The sequence below is a fragment of the Streptomyces sp. NBC_01750 genome (genome assembly GCF_035918095.1).
Classification (GTDB): Bacteria; Actinomycetota; Actinomycetes; order Streptomycetales; family Streptomycetaceae; genus Streptomyces.
This window is the reverse complement of the sequence record NZ_CP109137.1, coordinates 4413284-4433964: the sequence shown is the minus strand read 5'-3', so window position 1 is coordinate 4433964 and position 20681 is coordinate 4413284. Positions and strand designations below refer to the sequence as shown.

General features: G+C 68.9%; 18 protein-coding genes and 2 tRNA genes. 9 read left to right on the top strand and 11 right to left on the bottom strand.

Annotated elements, in window-relative coordinates:
- Nucleotides 1–201: 201 nt before the first annotated feature.
- The 7 genes from OG966_RS19915 to OG966_RS19885 all read left to right on the top strand — a co-directional run bounded on the left by OG966_RS19915 (nucleotide 202) and on the right by OG966_RS19885 (nucleotide 5077).
- The gene (locus tag OG966_RS19915; protein ID WP_326655290.1) at nucleotides 202–1179 is read left to right on the top strand and encodes an ABC transporter ATP-binding protein; all 978 of its coding nucleotides are present in this window, start codon (nucleotides 202–204) and stop codon (nucleotides 1177–1179) included.
- On the top strand, nucleotides 1176–2081 hold the full coding sequence (locus OG966_RS19910) for an ABC transporter permease (RefSeq protein ID WP_326651070.1): 906 nt from the start codon (nucleotides 1176–1178) through the stop codon (nucleotides 2079–2081). Before OG966_RS19915 ends, OG966_RS19910 begins: the two co-directional genes overlap by 4 nt.
- On the top strand, nucleotides 2078–2989 hold the full coding sequence (locus OG966_RS19905; RefSeq protein ID WP_326651068.1) for an ABC transporter ATP-binding protein: 912 nt from the start codon (nucleotides 2078–2080) through the stop codon (nucleotides 2987–2989). The genes OG966_RS19910 and OG966_RS19905 overlap by 4 nt, the downstream gene beginning before the upstream one ends.
- A gap of 17 nt (nucleotides 2990–3006) precedes the next feature.
- Nucleotides 3007–3726, top strand: a complete 720-nt coding sequence (locus OG966_RS19900) for an ABC transporter permease (RefSeq protein WP_326651067.1) — start codon at nucleotides 3007–3009, stop codon at nucleotides 3724–3726.
- 196 nt (nucleotides 3727–3922) lie between these two features.
- Nucleotides 3923–4585, top strand: coding sequence for a rhomboid-like protein (locus OG966_RS19895; RefSeq protein WP_326651066.1), 663 nt, complete (start codon nucleotides 3923–3925; stop codon nucleotides 4583–4585).
- Between the two features lie 246 nt (nucleotides 4586–4831).
- Nucleotides 4832–4919, top strand: a tRNA-Ser gene (locus OG966_RS19890).
- A 66-nt stretch (nucleotides 4920–4985) separates the two neighbouring features.
- Nucleotides 4986–5077, top strand: a tRNA-Ser gene (locus tag OG966_RS19885).
- Between the two features lie 2 nt (nucleotides 5078–5079).
- On the opposite strand, the gene OG966_RS19880 is transcribed toward OG966_RS19885, so the two are convergent.
- From OG966_RS19880 to OG966_RS19840, 9 genes are all read right to left on the bottom strand, one after another.
- The gene (locus OG966_RS19880) at nucleotides 5080–5889 is read right to left on the bottom strand and encodes an HAD family hydrolase (protein WP_326651065.1); all 810 of its coding nucleotides are present in this window, start codon (nucleotides 5887–5889) and stop codon (nucleotides 5080–5082) included.
- Nucleotides 5886–7163, bottom strand: coding sequence for a serine--tRNA ligase (gene serS / locus OG966_RS19875; protein ID WP_326651064.1), 1278 nt, complete (start codon nucleotides 7161–7163; stop codon nucleotides 5886–5888). Before serS ends, OG966_RS19880 begins: the two co-directional genes overlap by 4 nt.
- A gap of 656 nt (nucleotides 7164–7819) precedes the next feature.
- Nucleotides 7820–8755, bottom strand: a complete 936-nt coding sequence (gene pheA, locus OG966_RS19870) for a prephenate dehydratase (RefSeq protein WP_326651063.1) — start codon at nucleotides 8753–8755, stop codon at nucleotides 7820–7822.
- 43 nt (nucleotides 8756–8798) lie between these two features.
- Nucleotides 8799–10052, bottom strand: a complete 1254-nt coding sequence (efeB, locus tag OG966_RS19865; RefSeq protein WP_406731510.1) for an iron uptake transporter deferrochelatase/peroxidase subunit — start codon at nucleotides 10050–10052, stop codon at nucleotides 8799–8801.
- Between the two features lie 7 nt (nucleotides 10053–10059).
- The gene (locus OG966_RS19860) at nucleotides 10060–12030 is read right to left on the bottom strand and encodes a copper resistance CopC/CopD family protein (protein ID WP_326651062.1); all 1971 of its coding nucleotides are present in this window, start codon (nucleotides 12028–12030) and stop codon (nucleotides 10060–10062) included.
- A 15-nt stretch (nucleotides 12031–12045) separates the two neighbouring features.
- Complete coding sequence (locus OG966_RS19855) at nucleotides 12046–12501, bottom strand: copper chaperone PCu(A)C (protein WP_326651061.1); 456 nt, start codon at nucleotides 12499–12501, stop codon at nucleotides 12046–12048.
- Nucleotides 12498–13151, bottom strand: coding sequence for an SCO family protein (locus OG966_RS19850; RefSeq protein WP_326651060.1), 654 nt, complete (start codon nucleotides 13149–13151; stop codon nucleotides 12498–12500). Before OG966_RS19850 ends, OG966_RS19855 begins: the two co-directional genes overlap by 4 nt.
- 44 nt (nucleotides 13152–13195) lie before the next feature.
- Nucleotides 13196–13933: a YcnI family copper-binding membrane protein gene (locus tag OG966_RS19845; protein WP_326651059.1), complete on the bottom strand. Its 738-nt coding sequence runs from the start codon at nucleotides 13931–13933 to the stop codon at nucleotides 13196–13198.
- A gap of 92 nt (nucleotides 13934–14025) precedes the next feature.
- Entirely contained in the window at nucleotides 14026–14814 is a 789-nt protein-coding gene (locus tag OG966_RS19840; RefSeq protein ID WP_326651058.1) for a hypothetical protein, read from the bottom strand.
- A gap of 192 nt (nucleotides 14815–15006) precedes the next feature.
- On the opposite strand from OG966_RS19840, the gene OG966_RS19835 reads away from it, so the two are divergent.
- Complete coding sequence (locus tag OG966_RS19835) at nucleotides 15007–15468, top strand: ATP-binding protein (protein ID WP_326651057.1); 462 nt, start codon at nucleotides 15007–15009, stop codon at nucleotides 15466–15468.
- A gap of 31 nt (nucleotides 15469–15499) precedes the next feature.
- Here the strand turns inward: OG966_RS19835 and OG966_RS19830 are convergent, their stop codons facing one another.
- Both OG966_RS19830 and OG966_RS19825 read right to left on the bottom strand, forming a co-directional pair.
- Nucleotides 15500–16957, bottom strand: a complete 1458-nt coding sequence (locus OG966_RS19830) for an aminopeptidase P family protein (protein ID WP_326651056.1) — start codon at nucleotides 16955–16957, stop codon at nucleotides 15500–15502.
- Nucleotides 16958–17046: 89 nt separating this feature from the next.
- Complete coding sequence (locus OG966_RS19825) at nucleotides 17047–18597, bottom strand: PP2C family protein-serine/threonine phosphatase (RefSeq protein WP_326651054.1); 1551 nt, start codon at nucleotides 18595–18597, stop codon at nucleotides 17047–17049.
- A 455-nt stretch (nucleotides 18598–19052) separates the two neighbouring features.
- Here OG966_RS19825 and OG966_RS19820 point away from each other — a divergent pair, with 455 nt between their 5' ends.
- On the top strand, nucleotides 19053–19736 hold the full coding sequence (locus tag OG966_RS19820) for a bifunctional DNA primase/polymerase (protein WP_326651053.1): 684 nt from the start codon (nucleotides 19053–19055) through the stop codon (nucleotides 19734–19736).
- Nucleotides 19737–20681: the final 945 nt, after the last annotated feature.

Here is a 20681-nt window from a genome sequence, read left to right as displayed (position 1 = left end):
AATGTGACAATGCTCGGCGGCTGCGTCAAGGGTCGTGCGTCAGCCTGTGGAAAACCCTTCCGAAGGCCATGGGCCCCCGGAGACCGGCCGTCCACTTTTGTCGTAGCCCCCTACGGGTCCGTACCTCTCGAGTCGGACGTCGATCCAGCCGCCAGGGCTGACGTCCGATGTGTCGTGCGCCACTACCTTCGAAATGTGACTGTGATCGCGACCGAAAGCCTGAGCAAGCGGTTCCCCAGGGTGACCGCTCTTGACCGGCTCTCCTTGGACATCGGACCCGGTGTGACCGGCCTGGTGGGCGCCAACGGAGCCGGCAAGTCCACGTTGATCAAGATCCTGCTGGGTCTGTCCCCCGCCACGGAAGGCCGGGCCGCGGTGCTCGGACTCGACGTCGCCACCAGCGGCGGCGCCATCCGCGAGCAGGTGGGGTACATGCCCGAGCACGACTGCCTGCCGCCCGATGTCTCGGCCACCGAGTTCGTCGTCCACATGGCGCGCATGTCCGGGCTGCCACCCACGGCCGCCCGCGAGCGCACCGCAGACACCCTGCGCCATGTCGGCCTGTACGAGGAGCGGTACCGCCCCATCGGTGGCTACTCGACCGGTATGAAACAGCGCGTCAAGCTTGCGCAGGCCCTGGTCCACGACCCGAAGCTGGTCCTCCTGGACGAGCCGACCAACGGTCTCGACCCGGTCGGCCGCGACGAGATGCTGGGCCTGATCCGCCGCGTCCACACCGACTTCGGCATCTCGGTCCTGGTCACCTCTCATCTCCTCGGTGAGCTCGAGCGCACCTGTGATCATGTTGTCGTCATCGACGGCGGCTCGCTGCTGCGCTCCAGTTCCACCAGCGACTTCACCCAGATCACCACGACCCTCGCGGTCGAGGTCACCGACACGGACACACATCCCGACGGCACCGCGGTGCTCCGTGAGGCGCTCTCCGCCGCCGGAATCACGCTCCACGCGCGCGTGGAGGACGGTCTGCCGGGCGCGGGCCACATCCTGCTCCTCGAGGCGACGGGAGAGGAGACGTACGACGTGGTGCGCGACACCGTCGCCGGGCTCGGCCTCGGTCTCGTACGGATGGAACAGCGCCGCCACCACATCGCGGAGGTCTTCCGCCCCGAGGCACAGGGCGCACAGGGCGCACAGGAGCAGGAGGTGCAGGTTCGATGAGCGCCGAGACCAACATGGCGACCGGGGCCGAGACGACCCGGATCCACAACATCGGCTACCGGAACTACGACGGGCCGCGGCTCGGCCGCGCCTACGCCCGCCTCTCCCTCTACTCGCAGTCCCTGCGCGGGGCTTACGGACTCGGCCGCTCGGCCAAGTCCAAGGTGCTGCCGATGATCCTCCTCGCGGTGATGTGCCTGCCCGCGGCGATCATCGTCGCGGTCGCCGTCGCCACCAAACTCAAGGATCTCCCTCTCGACTACACGCGCTACGCGATCGTCACCCAGGCGGTCATCGGCCTCTTCCTGGCCGCCCAGGCCCCGCAGTCGGTCTCCCGTGATCTGCGCTTCAAGACGGTGCCGCTGTACTTCTCGCGCCCGGTCGAGCGCATCGACTACGTCCTCGCCAAGTACGGGGCAATGGCCTCGGCCCTCTTCGTACTCACCGCGGCACCGCTGGTCATCCTCTACATCGGCTCGCTGCTCGCCAAGATGGACTTCGCGGACCAGACGAAGGGATTCGCGCAGGGCATGCTTTCCGTCGCGCTTCTCTCCGTCCTCTTCGGCGGCCTCGGCCTGGTGATGGCCGCGCTCACGCCGCGCCGCGGCTTCGGTGTCGCCGCCGTGATCGCCACGCTGACCATCACGTACGGCGCCGTCTCCACCGTCCAGGCCATCGCCTGGGAGACCGGCTCGCCCGATGTGATCAAGTGGCTCGGCCTCTTCTCGCCGGTCACGCTCATCGACGGCGTACAGACCGCCTTCCTCGGCGCCACCTCCGCCTTCCCCGGTGAAGCGGGACCGGGAACCGGCGTGGGCATGGTCTATCTGCTCGTCGTCCTCGCGCTCGTCTTCGGCTCGTACGCCGTCCTGATGCGCCGCTACCGAAAGGTCGGGCTGTGACCACCATCAACATCGAGCACACCTCGCGGTGGTTCGGCAATGTCGTGGCCGTCAACGACGTGACCATGACGATCGGCCCCGGCGTCACCGGTCTGCTCGGTCCCAACGGCGCGGGCAAGTCCACGCTCATCAACATGATGGGCGGTTTCCTCAACCCGTCCACGGGAAGCGTCACGCTCGACGGTCGGACGATCTGGCGCAACGAGTCCGTCTACCGGCAGATCGGCGTCGTACCGGAGCGGGAAGCGATGTACGACTTCCTCACCGGCCGCGAATTCGTCGTCGCCAACGCCGAATTGCACGGACTGGGCAAGAAGGAGGCCCAACGCGCCCTGGCCACCGTGGAGATGGAGTACGCCCAGGACCGCAGGATCGCGACGTACAGCAAGGGCATGCGGCAGCGCGTGAAGATGGCCTCGGCCCTCGTCCACGAGCCGTCCGTACTCCTCCTCGACGAGCCCTTCAACGGCATGGATCCGCGACAGCGCATGCAGCTGATGGACCTGCTGCGGCGAATGGGCACGGAAGGCCGCACCGTGCTTTTTTCCTCCCATATCCTCGAGGAGGTCGAGCAACTCGCCTCTCATATCGAGGTGATCGTGGCCGGCCGGCATGCGGCGTCCGGCGACTTCCGCAAGATCCGCCGGCTGATGACCGACCGGCCGCACCGCTATCTCGTACGGTCCAGCGACGACCGGGCGCTCGCCGCGGCCCTGATCGCCGACCCGTCGACTGCCGGCATCGAGGTCGACCTGACCGAGGGTGCGCTGCGCATCCAGGCCGTCGACTTCGGCCGGTTCACCCAACTGCTGCCGCGGGTCGCCCGTGAGCACTCCATCCGGCTGCTCACGGTCTCGCCGTCGGACGAGTCCCTCGAGTCGGTCTTCTCCTACCTCGTAGCGGCCTGAAAGGAGCTGTGACGTCCATGTACAACCCCACAGTCGCCCGGCTCACCTATCGGGCCGTGCTCGGCAAGCGGCGGGCAGCGATTCTGTTCGTACTGCCCGGTCTGCTGCTGCTCATCGCCGCGGCGGTACGCAGCTTCAACGGCGTGGACGACCAGGTCGCCGCCGACGTCCTGGGCGGTTTCGCCATCGCGACGATGGTGCCGCTGATCGGGGTGATCGCGGGCACCGGGGCGATCGGGCCCGAGATCGACGACGGCTCGATCGTCTATCTGCTGGCCAAGCCGGTGAAGCGGTCGACGATCGTCTTCACCAAGCTGATCGTCGCGATCGCGATCACGATGGCCTTCTCGGCGGTTCCCACCTTCATCGCGGGATTCATCCTCAACGGCAACGGCCAGCAGGTCGCCGTGGCGTACACAGTGGCGGCGCTGGTCGCCTCGATCGCCTACAGCGCGCTGTTCCTGCTGCTCGGGACCGTCAGCCGGCACGCGGTGGTCATCGGGCTCGTCTACGCCCTGGTCTGGGAGACGCTGTTCGGCAGCCTGGTCCCGGGCGCGCGCACGCTGAGTGTGCAGCAGTGGTCTCTCTCGCTCGCCGAGAAGATCGGTGGCGAGGGCCTGATCGGTTCGGACGTGGGCCTGCCGCTGGCGGTGGCTCTGCTGGCGGGGGTCACGGTGGTGGCGACCTGGTACGCGGGGCAGAAGCTGCGGGTGCTGAAGCTCGCCGGCGAGGAGTGACCGTAGAGCAACGCGCTTGTAGGTCAACCCCCGTCCGGTGGACGGGGGTTGACGCATATCCGCGTAACTGTGCGTATATCGGTTCGCTGTCCACTGCGCGTGGAGGCATCTGGAGTTCGTACCCGTAGGGCACTTTGTCCTACGGGAGCCAATGTCGTGCGGCGTGCCGACGAGTCGCACGCGCGATGATCGAGGGGTGACCGCAGCGACAGAACGCACCGGCCGGGGAGAAGCTTCCCGGCCACTACGGAGCTGGGTCCGATCCGCGCCCGGCACCCACATCTGGTTACTGATCACCGCCATCACCAGCGTCGTCATCGCCTTCTCCACCGAAGGTCTTGAGCGTTTCCTGCTTCACCGCACCAGCAGCAATATCCACGAACTGGCCGCTCATCCTCTCCAGTCCCTCGTGACCAGCTCGTTCTGGATCGAGAACCCCTCGTCCTTCCTCCTCTACGCGGTCCTTTTCGAGGTATTTCACGCGCCGGTCGAGCGCTGGCTCGGCACTCCGCGCTGGCTGTTCACCGTGGCCACGGCGCATATCTGCGCCACCCTCATCAGCCAGAAGGTCGTTCTGGTGAGCATCGAGAACCACGAGGTGCCGCGCCGCATGGCGCATGTCGTGGACATCGGGGTGAGTTACGGGCTCGCTGCCTCGGTCGGCATCCTCACCTACCGCATTCCGCGGCCGTGGCGCTGGCTCTATCTCGCCGGCGCGCTCGCCTTCTTCGGTCTGCCGCTCGCCACAGTCGGCAGTTACACCGACCTCGGCCATGCGATCGCCCTCGCCATCGGCCTGGCCTGCTGGCCGCTGACGCGCGTCGGTGACGACGGACCGAGGCGTACGCCCGGACCGTAATTCGGTGGCATCGAACCGCTGTCCGAGGCACAGTAGTTGAGCCGGGGCACGCCAGTGCGGCCGGCGCCACCGACCGGGAGAGGAGCGCGGCGATGACCGAGAGTACGAGTGCGAGTCCGTCGAGCTCCCGTCAGGGCAGAGCCGGGCAGGCAGCGGAGTAGCCACCGACCACTCCGCTGGGCCGCCCAGGGGCTCTGCCCGGGGGCGGCCGCTTCGAGCGCGCATCCGCGCGGGCCGCCCCCTCCCGGAGGATTGGCCGAGTGGTAAGGCAGCGGCTTGCTAAGCCGTCGTCGGGGCCCTGAACCCCGCGCGCGTTCGATCCGCGCATCCTCCGCACAGTCACACAGTCATACAGCCGCGCGGCACGCAGAGCCGCCCGGTCCGGCAGTTACGCCCTCAGGGAAGAGCCAGCCGACAGCAGGCGCCGGCCGCACTCTCGAAAAGTGTTGGGGCATGTGAATGCCCGTGTGGGTTCGACCCCCACCTCTTCCGCCTCAGCCGAGCAAGCGCTCCAGCACCACCGCGATGCCGTCGTGCTCGTTCGACGCAGTGATCTCGTGCGCCACGGCCTTCAGTTCATCGTGCGCGTTGGCCATCGCCACGCCGTGCGCGGCCCAGCCGAACATCGGGATGTCATTGGGCATATCACCGAAGGCGATCGTGTCCGCGGCCCGCAGCCCCAGCCGCCGGGCCGCCAGCGAGAGCCCTGTCGCCTTGCTCAGCCCCAGCGGCAGGATCTCGACGACGCCGGGCCCAGCCATCACCACATCCACCAGACTGCCGACCGTCCCCCTGGCAGCCTGTGCCAGCGCGTCGTCATCGAGCTCCGGATGCTGGATGAACAACTTGCTCAGCGGCGCGTACCACAGCTCCGACGGGTCCTCGAACGCCACCACCGGCAGCGGGCCTTCCTGCACCCGGTATCCGGGGCCGACCAGCACCTCGCCGTCGAGGCCGTCGCGGCTCGCGGCCACCGCAAGCGGCCCGACCTCCGCCTCGATCTTGGAGAGCGCGAGGCCGGCCAGCTGCCGGTCGAGCGTCACCGAGGTCAGCAGCCGGTGCTCACCCGCGTGGTAGACCTGCCCGCCCTGGCCGCAGACCGCGAGGCCGTCGTACCCCAGGTCGTCCAGGATGTGCCGGGTCCAGGGCACAGCACGCCCGGTGACGATGATGTGCGCGGCGCCCGCCGCGGTGGCCGCGGCGAGCGCGTCGCGTGTGCGCTCCGAAACCGTGTCGTCGCCACGCAGCAGCGTGCCGTCGAGATCGGTCGCGACAAGCCTGTACGGAAAGTGGGCGGGGCTCACCTGGAGATCGGCTCCAGGATCTCTCGTCCTCCCAGGTACGGACGGAGCACCTCGGGCACCCGCACCGAACCGTCGGCCAGCTGGTGGTTCTCCAGGATCGCCACGATCGTGCGCGGTACGGCGCAGAGCGTGCCGTTCAGCGTCGCCAGCGGCTGCACCTTCTTGCCGTCACGCATCCGGACCGAGAGCCGCCGGGCCTGGAAACTGTCGCAGTTCGACGCGGAGGTGAGCTCGCGGTACTTGCCCTGGGTCGGGATCCACGCCTCGCAGTCGTACTTGCGCGAGGCCGAGGCGCCGAGGTCGCCGGTGGCCACATCGATCACCTGGAAGGGCAGCTCGAGGCCGGTCAGCCACTGCTTCTCCCAGTCCAGCAGACGCTTGTGCTCGGCCTCTGCTTCCTCGGGAGCGACGTACGAGAACATCTCGACCTTGTCGAACTGGTGCACCCGGAAGATGCCCCGGGTGTCCTTGCCGTACGTGCCGGCCTCGCGGCGGAAGCACGGAGAGAACCCCGCGTACCGCAGCGGCAGCTTGTCGGCCTCGATGATCTCGTCCATGTGGTACGCGGCGAGGGGGACCTCGGAGGTGCCGACCAGGTAGTAGTCGTCCTTCTCCAGGTGGTACACGTTCTCCGAGGCCTGGCCGAGGAAACCCGTGCCCTCCATGGCGCGCGGGCGGACCAGCGCCGGGGTCAGCATCGGGATGAACCCGGCCTCGGTGGCCTGCGCGATCGCGGCGTTGACCAGCGCGAGCTCGAGCAGCGCGCCGACACCCGTCAGATAGTAGAAGCGCGAGCCCGACACCTTCGCGCCGCGCTCGACGTCGATGGCGCCCAGTGCCTCGCCGAGCTCCAGGTGATCCTTGGGCGCGAAGCCCTCGGCGCCGAAGTCGCGGATCGTGCCGTGCGTCTCGAGGACGACAAAGTCCTCCTCGCCGCCGACCGGGACGTCCTCCTGGACGATGTTCCCGAGCCGGAGCAGCAGTTGCTTGGTCTCTTCGTCGGCCTCGTTCTGTGCGGCGTCGGCCGCCTTCACGTCGGCCTTCAGCTGCTCGGCCTTCTTCAGCAGCTCGGCGCGCTCTTCCGGACTGGCCTTGGGGATGAGCTTGCCGAGCGACTTCTGCTCGGAGCGCAGCTCGTCGAAGCGGAGGCCGGACGACCTGCGCCGCTCATCGGCGGCGAGCAGGGCGTCGACGAGGGCGACGTCCTCTCCACGGGCGCGCTGGGAGGCGCGAACACGGTCGGGGTCCTCACGGAGCAGGCGAAGGTCAATCACCCCACCAGGCTACCGGTGCGGACTCTCGCCGCCGCACTCGATATAGCCTTGCGTGTCACTTTGTCCGAATTGCCACAATTTGGACAGGTGGCGGCAAATTACCGGCGCAAGCGTCAATAAACAGGATGCTATTCGCCGAAATGGGGCACCGGGTGAGTGCCCGCATTGACCCGCTTTCCTTGCCCTGTCCGGGATTTTGGACATCCCTTGTCCACAGGGATGCGGGTCTTCGCAAAGTTATCCACAGCCTGTGCGGGAGATCTGTGGACTACGGAAGTGATCGTTCCGAAAGCCGCGCGCGGACCGAAGGATTCCCCGCCCAAACCCACCTCACGCACTCATTCGGGTGGGAATTCCTCGCTCTAAAGGGTTGATCAATGGAATTGGAGTGACACAGGCCAACCTGCCGCGCTGTGGAGGGAAGTGCGGCGAGTGAGCCGATATGTCGACCATGTCGCCCTCCGTTGTCGACTTGTCCCCAGGTCGAGAAGCGAGCCTGTGGATAACTTCTGTGGATAACGAAAATCTGCAGGTAGGACCGGCCCAGAAGCCGCCCACCAGCCGCCCGGTACCGCAATCGGCACCGACAGCCGATCCTTCAGCGCCGACCGCGCCCGTATTGCGCCGACCGGCCGATGCGCCGATGCGCCGACCGCTCAGGACCGGCCGTCCTGGCAGCGCGCCAGCCAGTCCGACGCGGCCGTGAACTCGGCGTCCGACGTCCCCGCGCGCAGCGCCGACACGTCCTCCACCGCCACACCCGCCCGCGGATACGAACCGAGGAACCGCACCTTCGGGCAGATCCGCTTCAGCCCCATCAGCGCTTCGCCCACCCGGCGGTCCGAAATATGGCCCTCGGCGTCCACGGCAAAGCAGTAGTTCCCGATGCCCGCTCCGGTCGGCCGGGACTGGATCAGCATCAGGTTGACCCCGCGCACGGCGAATTCCTGGAGCAGTTCCAGCAGTGCACCCGGGTGGTCGTCGCCCAGCCAGATGACCACCGAGGTCTTGTCCGCGCCGGTCGGCGACGCGGGCCTGGCCGGCCGGCCCACCAGCACGAAACGCGTCTCAGCGTTCTCCGCGTCATGAATCTCTGTGACCAGCGGCTCGAGCCCGTACGTCGCGGCCGCGAACTCGCCCGCGAAGGCTGCGTCGTACCGTCCCTCCTGCACCAGCCGTGCCCCGTCCGCGTTCGACGCGGCCGACTCCCACAGTGCGCCCGGCAGATTCGCCCGCAGCCAGTTGCGCACCTGCGGCTGGGCGACCGGATGGCCGGTCACCGTCTTCACATCGGAGAGCTTGGTGCCCGGCCGCACCAGCAGCGCGAAGGCGATCGGTAGCAGCACCTCGCGGTAGATCATCAGCGGCTGCCCGGAGGCCAGCTCGTCGAGGGTCGCGGTGACGCCGCCCTCCACGGAGTTCTCGATCGGTACGAGGGCGGCCGCGGCATCCCCGTTCCGTACGGCATCCAGCGCCGCGGGCACGGACAGCATCGGGACGAGCTCGCGGGTGGCTGCCTCGGGAAGCGTGCGCAGGGCGGCTTCGGTGAAGGTGCCCTCGGGACCGAGATACGTGTAGCGCATGGCCGACATACCGTCACCCTAATGGGCTTGCGATCCGAAGGGCCCGCGATCCTTACGACTCCAGAAGCCGCTGGCCCACGTACTCGCCGGCCCGTGCACCGCCGGGCACCGCGAACAGCCCGCTCGCCTCGTGCCGGATGAACGCCGACAGCGCGTCGCCCCGGTCGAGCTTGCGCTGCACCGGTACGAAGCCGCGCAGCGGATCGGCCTGCCAGCAGATGAAGAGCAGCCCCGCGTCCGGCGTTCCGTCCGCGCCGATGCCGTCGTGGAAGGAGAAGGGCCGACGCAGCATCGCCGCACCGCCGTTCTGCTCCGGAGCCGAGATCCGGGCGTGGGCGTTGTCCGGAATGACCAGCTTCCCGTCGGGCCGCGTCTCCTCCAGCGCGAGCTCGGTCGTCTCGGTTCCGCCGGTCAGAGGGGCGCCATCGGACTTGCGCCGTCCGATGACCAGCTCCTGCTTCTTCAGCGAGAGCTGCTCCCAGTCATCCAAAAGCATCCGGATGCGTCGTACGACGGCGTACGAGCCCCCTGCCAGCCAGTTGAACTTCGTCCCGGACGTCTCGGACGGCACGAAGATCCGCTTGTCGAAGTCGGCCTCGGAGGGTTTCGGATTGCGCGTTCCGTCGAGCTGGCCCATCAGATTGCGTGCGGTCATCGGCTTCCCGGTCGCGCCCGGCGAGCGGTTGAAGCCGTTCATCTGCCAGCGCACCCGGACCGCGTCCCCGGCCGCCTTCTGGATCGCGCGCAGTGCGTGGAAGGCGACCAGCGCGTCGTTCGCGCCGATCTGCACCCACAGATCGCCGTTGGACCGCTTGGCGTCCAACTGGTCGGAGGAGAAGGCGGGCAGCGGATCCAGCTCCGGCGGCCGCTGCGCCACCAGCGCCGCACGGTCGAAGAAGGTGCGGCCGAAGCCGAACGTGACGGTCAGCGAAGAGGGCCCCGCGTCCAGCGCGACGCCGGTGTCGCCGTCGCCGGCCGCCCTGCCCGCCATCAGCTCGCTCGCGAGCGCGGACCAGCGGCGCATCAGCGCCGCCGCCTCCTTGCGGCCCGCGCCCGGCGCCAGGTCGAAGGCGATCAGATGGCCGCACGCCTGCAGGGGCGTGGTGATACCCGCCTGATGCTCGCCGTGGAAGGCGATACCGGTCGCGCCGACGCTGGTCAGCGCGGTCGGGGTCTCGCCGGACGCGCCGGCGTACGTGGCGGCGCCACCCGCAGCGCCCAGCACAAGACCGGTGGCACCGGCCGCGCCAACGGTGCCGAGCAGCCGCCGCCTGGAGATGTCGTTGTCGTGCACTGGGTCACTCACGGGTGTGTCAGCCGATCTTGATGTTCTTGTCGATGGTCGTCTGGTCGATGTCGGAGGTCCGTACGGTCACCTGGACCTGCCAGTCGCCGGGCATCGGGATCTGGACCGCGGCCGCGCTCCAGTGTCCGGCAGTGATGCGGTCGGGGGTGATCGGCAGTGGACCGATCCGCTTGGCCTTGAGGTTGAAGGCGACCTTCACCTCGGGCACGTCCAGCGGCTTTCCGTCCGGCCGGGCGATCCAGACATGCATCTCGTTGGCGCCGGAGGTGGCCGGATCGAAGGTGAGCCGTACCGTGCCCTTGCCGTTCTGGCCACCGGTGTCGAATGGCATCTTGATCTCGGTCGGCTCCTGGGGCGTGGTGGCGGCCGCCTGAGCGCTGCCGCCCTTGGCCGCCTCCTCTTCCGTACGGCCCGGTTCGGTGCTCGTCAGCACGGTCGTCACGGCCAGCAGGATCACCGCGATGCCTGCCTCGGCCAGCACGGAACGGCGCAGTCCGGAGCGCTCGTGATCGGCGTCCCTGTTCCGCTTCTTCTCCGCCGTCGCCACCGCCGCCTTCTGACGGGCGAGTTGAGCCGCCCGCTCAGGGTCGGCGGAGACCTTCGAGGTTTCCGAGACCACCGAGACGTCCGAGCCCATGGCTCTCTCTGCCTCCTCGGCGTCCGCGCCCTCGGGGACGGTCGCCGGCTCCGGCTCGGCCTCGTCGGTCTCCGCTTCGGCCATCGGCGCCTCACCGAGCTGCGCCGTCCACCGCCGTGAGATCCACGCGACGGCGACCATGACAACGACCAGCGCCACCTTGGCCAGCAGCAGTTGCCCGTACGCCGTCCCGGTCAGCGCCGACCAGGAGCCGACCTGCCGCCAGGACTGGTAGATCCCGGTGGCGGCGAGCACCATGACGCTGCCGAACGCGACTTTCGAGAAGTTCCGTACCGCCGCGCGCTCGATCGACGGCGCCCGGTAGAGCGCGGTCAGCAGCGCCGCGAGCCCGCCGAGCCAGGTCGCCACGGCCAGCAGATGCAGTACGTCCACGGGCATCGCGAGCCCCGGCTGGATACCGGTCGACGCATGCTCCGACAGCGCCCAGGTCCCGGCGATCCCGGCCGCCACGACCGTGCCGCCGATGGCGAGACCGAAGCTCAGATCCTTCTTCTCGGTCTCGTCCTCCCGCTTCGCGTACGCCCCGAAGAGCACGGCGATGAACAGCGCGGCGGCCCCGAGCAGCATCAGCCGGGAGCTGAGCGCGGCCCCGGTCTTGGTCTGAAGGACGTCCCGCAGCCCGCCGAGGTCGAAGGTGTCCGCCAGTTTGCCGGAGCTCGTGTAGGGGTTGCGCAGCAGGAGCAGCGCGAGGGTGGCCGCGGTGAGCGTCACCCATCCCTGGACGACCAGGCGCTGCAGCGGCCTTGCGGAAGCACCGCGCCGCCAGCAGATGAGGACGAAGGCCGCGCCGCCGGTGAGCAGCACGAAACCGGCGTACGAGGCGTAGCGCGCGATGTCGTAGAGGACTCCGACGACACCTCCGCCGGCCTCCTGGTCGGGCACGGCGGCGGTGGTCTCGGAGGGCGCTCCGATGGAGAAGGTGAAGGCACCGGAGACCGGATGGCTGTCGGCGGAGACGGCCTGCCAGGCCACGGTGTAGGTGCCGTTGGGCAGTCCGGGCAGCAGATCGACGCCGTACATGACCTTGCCGCCGGTGCCCAGGTCGCGGATTTTGGCCTTGTCTGCGCGTTTGCCGCTGGGTTCGAGGACCCGGATCGAGTCGTTCCCCATGGCGATCTGCTCGGAGAAGGTGAGCGTGACGTTGCTGGGGGCGGTGGCGACCACCGCCCCGTCCTTCGGGTTGCTCCCGGTCAGCGCGGCGTGGGCCGACGCGGGGTTCGCGCCGGCCAGGAGCGCGCCGATGAGCGTGCCGATGAGCACGGTCGCGGCGAGCAGCAGCCGGACCGGTGAAGGGCCGAAGCGCGGGGCGGTGGCTGTCATGGCGTGATCAGTCCCTCAGTGCTCAGTGCTCGTCGGGTTGTAGGTGGGCTCCTTCACGGGAAGTTCGACCTCGATCGGGCCGGACTTTTCGAAGCGCAGTTCCACGGTGACCTTCTCGCCTTGTTTCGGCTTCTGCTTGAGCTTCATGAACATGATGTGGTTCCCACCGCGTTCGAGATCGAGTTCGCCGTCCGCCGGTATGTCGAAGGCCTTCACCTCCTGCATCCTCTGGTTCTTCGACTCATGGATCGTGATGTCGTCGGAGAGGTCGCTGGTGACGGAGGTGAGCTTGTCGGCCGTGCCCCCGCTGTTGCGCACGGTCAGAAACCCGGCCGCCATGTCGTCGTCGACGGGCTGCGGCATGAAGGCGCCCTTGACCTTCAACTCGGGCTCGCTGCCGGACGAGCAGCCCGCGAGTGCCAGCCCCGCGCTCAGGGCTATGGCAGCGGCGAGGGCCGAACGGCGGCTCACGGGTTCTCTCCACGGATGATCTTCGGCAGATCCTTGGCGTATTCGTCCGCCGTGGTGTCCTGGCTGTACAGGACGTAGCCCGCGTCGGTCTTCGGGGAGAACGCGATGACCTGCGCGCCGTGCATGGAGACGACCGTGCCGTCCTTCTCCTTCTTCGGCGGGTCGATGCCGATGCCGATCTGGCGCGCGCCCGCCTGGATGGTCGGGAAGTCGCCGGTGAGACCGGTGAAGGACGGATCGCCTGCGCTCGGCAGCCACTTGGCGAGCTCGGCCGCGGTGTCGCGCTCCGGATCGGTGGTGACAAAGACGACCTGGAGCTTTTCCTGGTCGGCCTTGGGCAGCTTCTTCCTGGCGATGGCGATATTGCTCATCGTCAGGGGGCAGACGTCGGGGCAGTGTGTGTAGCCGAAGTAGATCAGCGTCGGCTTGCCCTTGGTCTGCTCGCGCAGGTCGTATTTCCTGCCGTGGGTGTCCGTCAGGACGAGGTTCGGCTTGGTGTAGGGCTGGTCGAGCAGGGTCGCGGGCCGGTTCGCCTCGGCGGAGACATCGGCGACGGGGCTCTTGGCGGAGCCGTCTCCGCCTCCGCAGGCGGACAGGGTGAGCCCGGCGGCCACGACGAGCGTGGCCGCGAGCACAGTCTTCTTACGCATGGAGAAGTGTCCCAAATGTGATGGACGAAGCGTCGGGCGGCGCATCAGGAAGTGCGGCGGCGTCCGGCCAGGACGCCGAACGCAACACCCGCGACACCGACGAGGATGCCGACGATGCCCAGGATGCGGGCAGTGGTGTCGCTGCTGCTGTCCGACGCCTCCTCGGACTTCGCGTCCTCGTCATGACCGGCGTTCTTGCCGTCCTTCGCGGACGCGTCCTTCGCCCCGCCGCCGTGCTCGTCCCCGGTGGCGGCCGACAGCTTCAGGACGGGCGCGGGCGACTCGGGCTCCGCGGCACCCTCCTTCGTCTCCTCGATCCACCGCACGACCTCCTTGTTGTCGTACGTCTGGAGGGCCTTGAACACCAACTGGTCGGCGTCCTCGGGAAGCTTGCCGAGAGAGAGCGGGAACTGCTGGAACTGGCCGGGTGCGATCTTGGAGCCGTCCGCGGTCCAGGTGACCTTGGAGACAGCCTCGGTGATCTGCTTGCCGTGCACCTGGAGCGGCTTGGCCAGCTTGGACTTGGTGACCTCGACCTTCCAGCCGGGCACGGGCTGCGGCATCACGGACGACAGCGGGTGCTCGATGGGGAGGTTGACCTCGAGCTTGACGGTCGAGGCGTTGTCGCGCTCGTTGGGGACCTTGAAGTTGACCGTCGCGTAGCCGCCCTTGGCGGCCTCGCCCTGCGGCTGCACGCTGACGTGGGCGAAGGCCGTGCCGGAGAGCAGCAGGACGGAGGAGGCGGCGACGCCGGTCGCGAGCGCGATACGGGAAACGTTCATGGCAGAAAACACTCCGGATCAGGAGAGGCGAGTGAGTGAGGCGCAAACGGGTGCGCGGGCACCGCGACACCACTCGCGTCGAGTGGGGCGCGTCAGGCTGCGAGAGCGAGGCGGGCGGGAGGCCCGCGCCTGATCACCGTGTGCTGGAGCGCCTCATCGGCGGGACGCGGAGGCGGACCTGACGACGGCCGGGGAGCACGCGGATCCGCCGCGGGCGTCTCCTGGAGGCCGGCACGCAGCGCCCGTACGAGAACGAGCGCGGCACGCAGTGAACGGAGCCACGCCGCCTGAGCGAGCTCATGCGCCGAGTCGGCAGAGAGTTTGATCAGCCGGAGCAGCGCCAGATCTCCGCGCCGCAGCAGCCAGCCGGTCGCGAGCGCGGCCAGCAGATGCCCCAGGACCATGGGGAGGGTCGGCAGCAACTCGGGCGATGCGGCGGTGGTCTGCGCCATGTGGACGTGGGCGCTGTGCCCCGCCGGGGCGATGCCCGCATTGGTGACGATCCGGCGTGCGTCGGTGGGGCTCAGGGACGATGCGCCCGCCCCGCACACCAGCTTCGCGGCCATCCTGATCAGCGAGTCGTCGGCCGTCGGTGCCAGCCGCAGCCGATGCTGCTGCCCGAGACCGAACAGGGTGTGCAGAGCGAGCTGTCCGACGGTCAGTGCCACGGCGATGGACGGCAGTGCGCGCGTCCGTCCGGCGAACGGCGCGACCAGCGCGAACACCGCCATGAAGCCGAGCGCCAGTGTCCACCAGGGGAGAGCCGTGCAGGAGGCCAGCGCATGTCCCGTCGCGGACAGCACAACACAGACCGCGGTGAACACCGCGGCCCTCAGCAGCCGTAGACCGGCTCCGGCGCGTGCAACGGGGATGGGCGACATGGCCGGGCCATCATCGCACTGCGGTGGGACGGCCCATACGGCAGGTCCGGAAGATCCCCTTTGCTGACATACACCGGCGCGCTCGGAGGGCGCATCCGCCGAATGAGCGGAATCACATCAACTGTGTGCTTACGGACCGCTTCTCGCGGCAATACGTATCGGTATGTCGAGGCACAGCCAGGAGGCTGGAGCATGAGCATCTGGTGGTCTCTCCACTTGAGGCGTGAAGCTGCGAGCGTTCCGCTCGCCCGTCGCCTGCTGCTCGGCACGATGGAGACCGCGGGGGTTGATCCTGACATTTCGTACGATCTATCAGTTGCGCTGAGCGAAGCCTGTGCGAATGCCGTCGAGCACGGCGGTGGGCAGGGGGCCGGCGAGGCCTCGGCTGCGTACCGGGTGACCGCCTATCTGGACGGCGAGACGTGCCGTATCGAAGTGGCCGATTCGGGTCCGGGCTTTCCGACGCGGCGCGGAGGGCAGTGCACATACGCCGTGTCGCCGGCCTCGCCGACCGCCGAGAGCGGCCGCGGGCTCTGTCTGATCGAGCAGCTCGCCGACCATGTCCACTTCCGCAACCGCCCGGGCCGGGGCGCGGTGGTCAGCTTCGACAAGATCCTCAAATGGCGGGAGGACGCGCTGCTCAAGGTGTCCTGAGCCGCGCGCCCTCCGCCGTATCCGCCGTCGGTCAGCCCTTGAGTGAGGCCATCCAGGCCTCGACTTCGTCGGCCTGCCGCGGGAGCGCCGCCGACAGGTTCCGGTTGCCGTCCTCGGTGACCAGGATGTCGTCCTCGATCCGGACGCCGATGCCGCGGTACTCCTCCGGCACCGTCAGATCGTCCGCCTGGAAGTAGAGACCGGGCTCCACCGTGAGGCACATGCCGGGCTCCAGTGTCCCGTCGACGTACGCCTCGGTGCGCGCGGCGGCGCAGTCGTGGACGTCCATGCCGAGCATGTGGCCGGTGCCGTGCAGCGTCCAGCGGCGCTGCAGACCCAGCTCGAGCACACGCTCCACCGGGCCCTCGACCAGACCCCACTCGACGAGCTTCTCGGCGAGCACACGCTGGGAGGCGTCGTGGAAGTCGCGGTACTTGGCGCCCGGCTTCACCGCCGCGATGCCGGCCTCCTGCGACTCGTACACCGCGTCGTAGATCTTGCGCTGCAGTTCGTCGAAGCGGCCGTTGATCGGCAGGGTGCGCGTGATGTCGGCGGTGTAGAGGGTGTGGGTCTCCACGCCGGCGTCCAGCAGCAGCAGCTCGCCGGAGCGGACCGGGCCGTCGTTGCGCACCCAGTGCAGGGTGGTGGCGTGCGGGCCCGCCGCGCAGATCGAGCCGTAGCCGATGTCGTTGCCCTCGACGCGGGCGCGCAGGAAGAAGGTGCCCTCTATATAGCGCTCGCTGGTCGCCTCGGCCCTGTCCAGGACCTTGACGACGTCCTCGAATCCGCGAGCGGTGGAGTCGCACGCCTTCTGCAGCTCGCCGATCTCGAACTCGTCCTTCACGGCACGCGCCTCGGAGAGACAGACGCGCAGCTCCTCGTCGCGCTCCGCGGTGACCTTGTCGGTCAGCGCCTCCTCGATGCCGGCGTCGTGCCCGCGTACGGCGCGGACCGGGCCGGTGGCCTGGCGCAACTGCTCGGGGAGCTCGCGCACATCCTTGGCGGGGATGCCCAGCAGCTGCTCGGCCTCGCCGAGGGAGTGGCGGCGGCCGACCCACAGCTCACCCTGGCCGGAGAGCCAGAACTCGCCGTTCTCGCGATTGGAGCGGGGCAGTAGATAAATGGTCGCCCGGTGCCCGCCGGCCTTGGGCTCGAGCACCAGGACGCCGTCCTCGGACTGGTCGCCGGTGAGGTAGGCGTACTCCGTGGAGGCGCGGAAGGCGTACTCGGTGTCATTGGAGCGGGTCTTCAGATTGCCCGCGGGGATCACCAGGCGCTCGCCGGGGAAGCGCGCCGATAGCGCGGCACGGCGGGCGGCGGTGTGCGAGGCCTGCGCGATGGGTTCCAGATCGCGCAGCTCGGTGTCGGCCCAGCCGGTCGTCATGTTCTCGGCGAGCTCGTCGGACACGCCCGGGTACAGGCCGTTCTTGCGCTGCTTGATCGGCTGCTCTTCTTCTTCCGGGGTCTCCGGGATGAGCTCCTCGGCCACGTCTGCCTCCTCGATACGACACTGGACCGCCCTCCATCGTATGTGCGACGGGAAGACGGCCCTGAGCCCTGTGGAAAACGTGCGAGAAATCAGTCAAAACGGGCGGCGAGCAATACCACGTCCTCACCGATCTCGGCCTCGCCGAGCCCGTCGGGCAGCACCGTGCGCAGCACATGATCGGCGATCGCCCCCGGATCGTCGCGGGCGGACTTCGGCACGCTCACGGCGGCCGCGTGTAGCCGCGCGAACGCCCGGTCCATGGGATCTCCGGTATGCCGCAGCAGCCCGTCCGTGTACAGCAGCACCGTTTCTCCGGGCTCGGGCGCGAGTTCCACGCTCGGAGCCTCCCAGCAGGCGAGCATCCCCAGTGGCGCCGACAGGGATGTCTCGACGAACTCGGTGCGCCGCTCGCCGACCACCAGGGGCGGGGTGTGGCCGGCCCCGGCCAGCACGATCTTTCCGCGGGCAGGCTCGGCGTAGGCGAAGAGTGCGGTGGCGGTTCGCGCAGGTTCGGTCAGCCGCAGCAGCAGTTCCAGATCGGAGAGCACGGCGACGGGATCCTCGCCCTCCATCACGGCGTACGCCCGCAGGGAGGCGCGCAGCCGCCCCATCGCCGCCAGCGCGCTCGGCCCCGAGCCGCTGACCGATCCGACGGCCAGCCCCAGCGCGCCCTCGGGCAGCGGCAGCGCGTCGTACCAGTCGCCGCCGCCGTGCGGTCCTGTGCGGTGCCGGGCGGCGAGCTGGACGCCGGGCACCCGGGGCAGCCGGCTGGGAAGCAGCTCCTCGGCAACGGTCGCCACCGTGGCGCGGGCGTGCTCCAGCTCGAGGAGACGGTCCAGATGCTCCGTGGCGTACCGCATGTAGAGGCCGACGAGATGGCACTGGCGCTCCACCGGGGCGGCCGGCTCGTCGTACATCCAGACGGCCGCGCCGAGCGTCCCGGCCGCCCGGGAGGCGAGCGGCACGGTGTAGCTGGCGGCATATCCGAGGCGGATGGCGACCTCACGGTGCCGGGGGTCGAGCGTCTCGTCGCCGAGGAGGTCGGCGTTGGCGACGGCCTCCGGCGGCCCGGCGGGCCCTGGATGCCCGCCTGGGGGTCTGCCGTCCAGGATCCGGCCGTATGCGGTGACGCCGCGCGGCACTGTCTCGAGATGGCCGAGCTCGGCATGGGTGAACCCGAGGCCCTTGGTGAGGGCGGGGCCGCTGTCCGACTCGAAACATTCGGCCCGTGAGGCGGCGTGCGACGGTTCCAGGACGATCAAGCCGCGGCGGGCGCCGACCAGGGCGGCCCCGGCGCGCAGCAGTTCATGGAGGGCATCGTCGAGCGAACCGGTCCTGGCCAGGCGCTCGGTCAGTTCGTGGAGGGTGGTCAGATCGGAGACCCAGCCGGCCAGCCGGTCCTGAATCACCGCTCCGGGAGGGGCCGGTGCCGCCGGGAGGGCGGGCAGCGGCGAGGCAGTGTGCGCCGGTGCGGGAACCGCTGAATCGATTCCAGCCACTTTCGGCAGGTGAGGGGCGCTCATGACAGCCGGCTTTCCGACTGGTGCGTTTCGCTCAATAGCATCGCAAACCCCCATGTCATTCTGCGCCGCTATCAATGCATCCACATGTACACGCACAAGTAAGGGGATGTCCAGCATTGCACCAGTGGGATTGGTGGTGTCTACGAGACCGTTAACTTGGCTGAAAAATGCACCCGATGGCGGCCTATTGGGGTCGACTGAGGTCGTTCGGCAGAGCGTCATTCCAAGCGTGATGGGTACGTAAACGGTGATGGCCAGGGGCAGTTGGGACCGCCCCGGAACCTGGCGGCGGGCCCGGGCGTCCTAACGCCCGTAGGCCGCGCCCCATCCCCGAGCGGCGGGGAAAAGTTACAGCGGGACTACAAGCGCCAGGCGCGCGCCACCCCTCGCCACGCGTTTAATGGACTACAGCCCACGTTCGGCCCCCGGGCGGCGATCCTGCCGCAGGCGAAGCGGGGGGTCGCCCATGCCACCGGCAAGGGGCGGTGATGCGCCGTCTTATACGCACAGTGAAGAGCTGCACACATGGTGTGGTGTGGACCTCGGCGTTCAACGGAAAGGAACGAGCGCTCATGCGCGAGATCCTCGGAAGGCGACGCAGGCTCCGGTTCCGGCGCAAGAGGGGGCCTGTACAGCTCGAAGCGGCGCTCACCTGCGCCGCCGACTGGCAATGGCCCGTACTCCCTGGTGTGGGACTGAAAGCGGGCGGTATCCGCGGTGACCGCGGGCGCGGCTGCGCCTGCCCCGACCCCGAGTGCGTCGTACCCGGCGCGCACCCCTTCGACCCAGGAATCCTGGCCGCGACGACCGACGAGCGGATGGTGCGCTGGTGGTGGACCAACCGGCCCACCGCCCCGATCATGCTGGCCACGGGCGGCCTCGCGCCGTGCGCGGTGAGTCTGCCGGCAGTCGCCGGGGCGCTCGCGCTCTCGGCGCTCGACCGGATGGGCATGCGGCTGGGACCAGTTGTCGCGACGCCGACCCGCTGGTCGCTGCTGGTCGCCCCGTACACCCTTGAACAGCTCGGCGAACTGCTCTTCGTCAAGGACTGCGTGCCCAGTTCGCTGCGCTTCCACGGCGAGGGCGGCTATCTGGTGCTGCCGCCCTCGGTGACGGGGACGGGGCAGGTGCGCTGGGAGCGGGCGCCGCTGCCGGGATCCGCGGCTCCCTGGCTGCCGGATGTGGAGGCGGTGGTGGACGCGCTGGTCGAGGCGAGCACCAGTGCACCGGACGGCGGCAGCCGGCTCGCCTACTGAGCCCGAGCGAGGGCTCGAGTGCTCACGGTCCAGCTCTGCCACGCGCACGGGTAAGAGCCGGACCGAGTTGTACCGGAATTGGGCGCGCGGCTACCCGCGCGCCCGTATTCCGTCGATGTTTTCGGCCCGGTGTCGGGAATTCCCGCGCAATCGGCGGGAATCTCCGCATGACCGGGCTCGCCCCGTCCCGGTGTTCATTGCGTTGCGCCGTCGGCCGCGTCCGCGGGACAGACCGACGGCCGCCGGCCGGGAATCGGCACCTCGCTCGCGGACGGTGCGAAGCGACGGACGAGACCGAAGAGGGGACCGGAGACGGGACCAGGACCGGGCCGCGGACGGGGCCGAAAACAGCGCCCGGGCCGACGCTGCTGTCCATTGCCGAGGTGTCCGGTGCGACCGGGGCCACTCCGCCGGGCAGGGCCCGGGGGATATGGGCCGGAACTCGCCTCCCCGGACGTGGCCGAGGCGCCGACCTGCGTGCCGGCAGAGGGGCGCGACACCTGGGCACACATACCCACTACCGCAATGCGCCGGACCTGGAATTGAGTTCCGTACTCACCCTGACGGGCCCCGGCGGGCGCACGCAGCAGACCGGACTGTGCGGTCGGGGCGGATCACGCGACCGATGCTTGCGAGGTGTCTCGTGAGGCCTCTCGCGGCCCTGTCGAGGGCTATTTCCGCAGTCGCGGAGTTCGCAACTGCGGACGGTACGGGAGAAGGGCCCTCGCTGCCGCGGTCCGGAAGCAACTCCGGTGTTCCCGCGAGTCGTTGACGGAACGAACCGTTCCGCGGAAATGGAAGCGCCCGATCGCTGGCGACGGGGGATGCACCAGCGACCGGGCTTCTAGAACCGTAACAAGAGATCGGCAGTTAGCAAATTCGATCTCGGGTATTCGGACAGGGATTTACCTGCCCATAGGGCGAGTTGTGACTGGAGTCACCTAT

Bases quoted from the DNA above. Each gene is read 5' to 3' on its own strand.
- OG966_RS19860 (WP_326651062.1), bottom strand. From the start codon at position 12,030: ATGACAGCCACCGCCCCGCGCTTCGGCCCTTCACCGGTCCGGCTGCTG.
- OG966_RS19850 (WP_326651060.1), bottom strand. From the start codon at position 13,151: ATGCGTAAGAAGACTGTGCTCGCGGCCACGCTCGTCGTGGCCGCCGGG.
- OG966_RS19900 (WP_326651067.1), top strand. From the start codon at position 3,007: ATGTACAACCCCACAGTCGCCCGGCTCACCTATCGGGCCGTGCTCGGC.
- OG966_RS19910 (WP_326651070.1), top strand. From the start codon at position 1,176: ATGAGCGCCGAGACCAACATGGCGACCGGGGCCGAGACGACCCGGATC.
- OG966_RS19835 (WP_326651057.1), top strand. From the start codon at position 15,007: ATGAGCATCTGGTGGTCTCTCCACTTGAGGCGTGAAGCTGCGAGCGTT.
- OG966_RS19845 (WP_326651059.1), bottom strand. From the start codon at position 13,933: ATGAACGTTTCCCGTATCGCGCTCGCGACCGGCGTCGCCGCCTCCTCC.
- OG966_RS19840 (WP_326651058.1), bottom strand. From the start codon at position 14,814: ATGTCGCCCATCCCCGTTGCACGCGCCGGAGCCGGTCTACGGCTGCTG.
- OG966_RS19825 (WP_326651054.1), bottom strand. From the start codon at position 18,597: ATGCTGGACATCCCCTTACTTGTGCGTGTACATGTGGATGCATTGATA.
- pheA (WP_326651063.1), bottom strand. From the start codon at position 8,755: ATGTCGGCCATGCGCTACACGTATCTCGGTCCCGAGGGCACCTTCACC.
- OG966_RS19820 (WP_326651053.1), top strand. From the start codon at position 19,053: ATGCGCGAGATCCTCGGAAGGCGACGCAGGCTCCGGTTCCGGCGCAAG.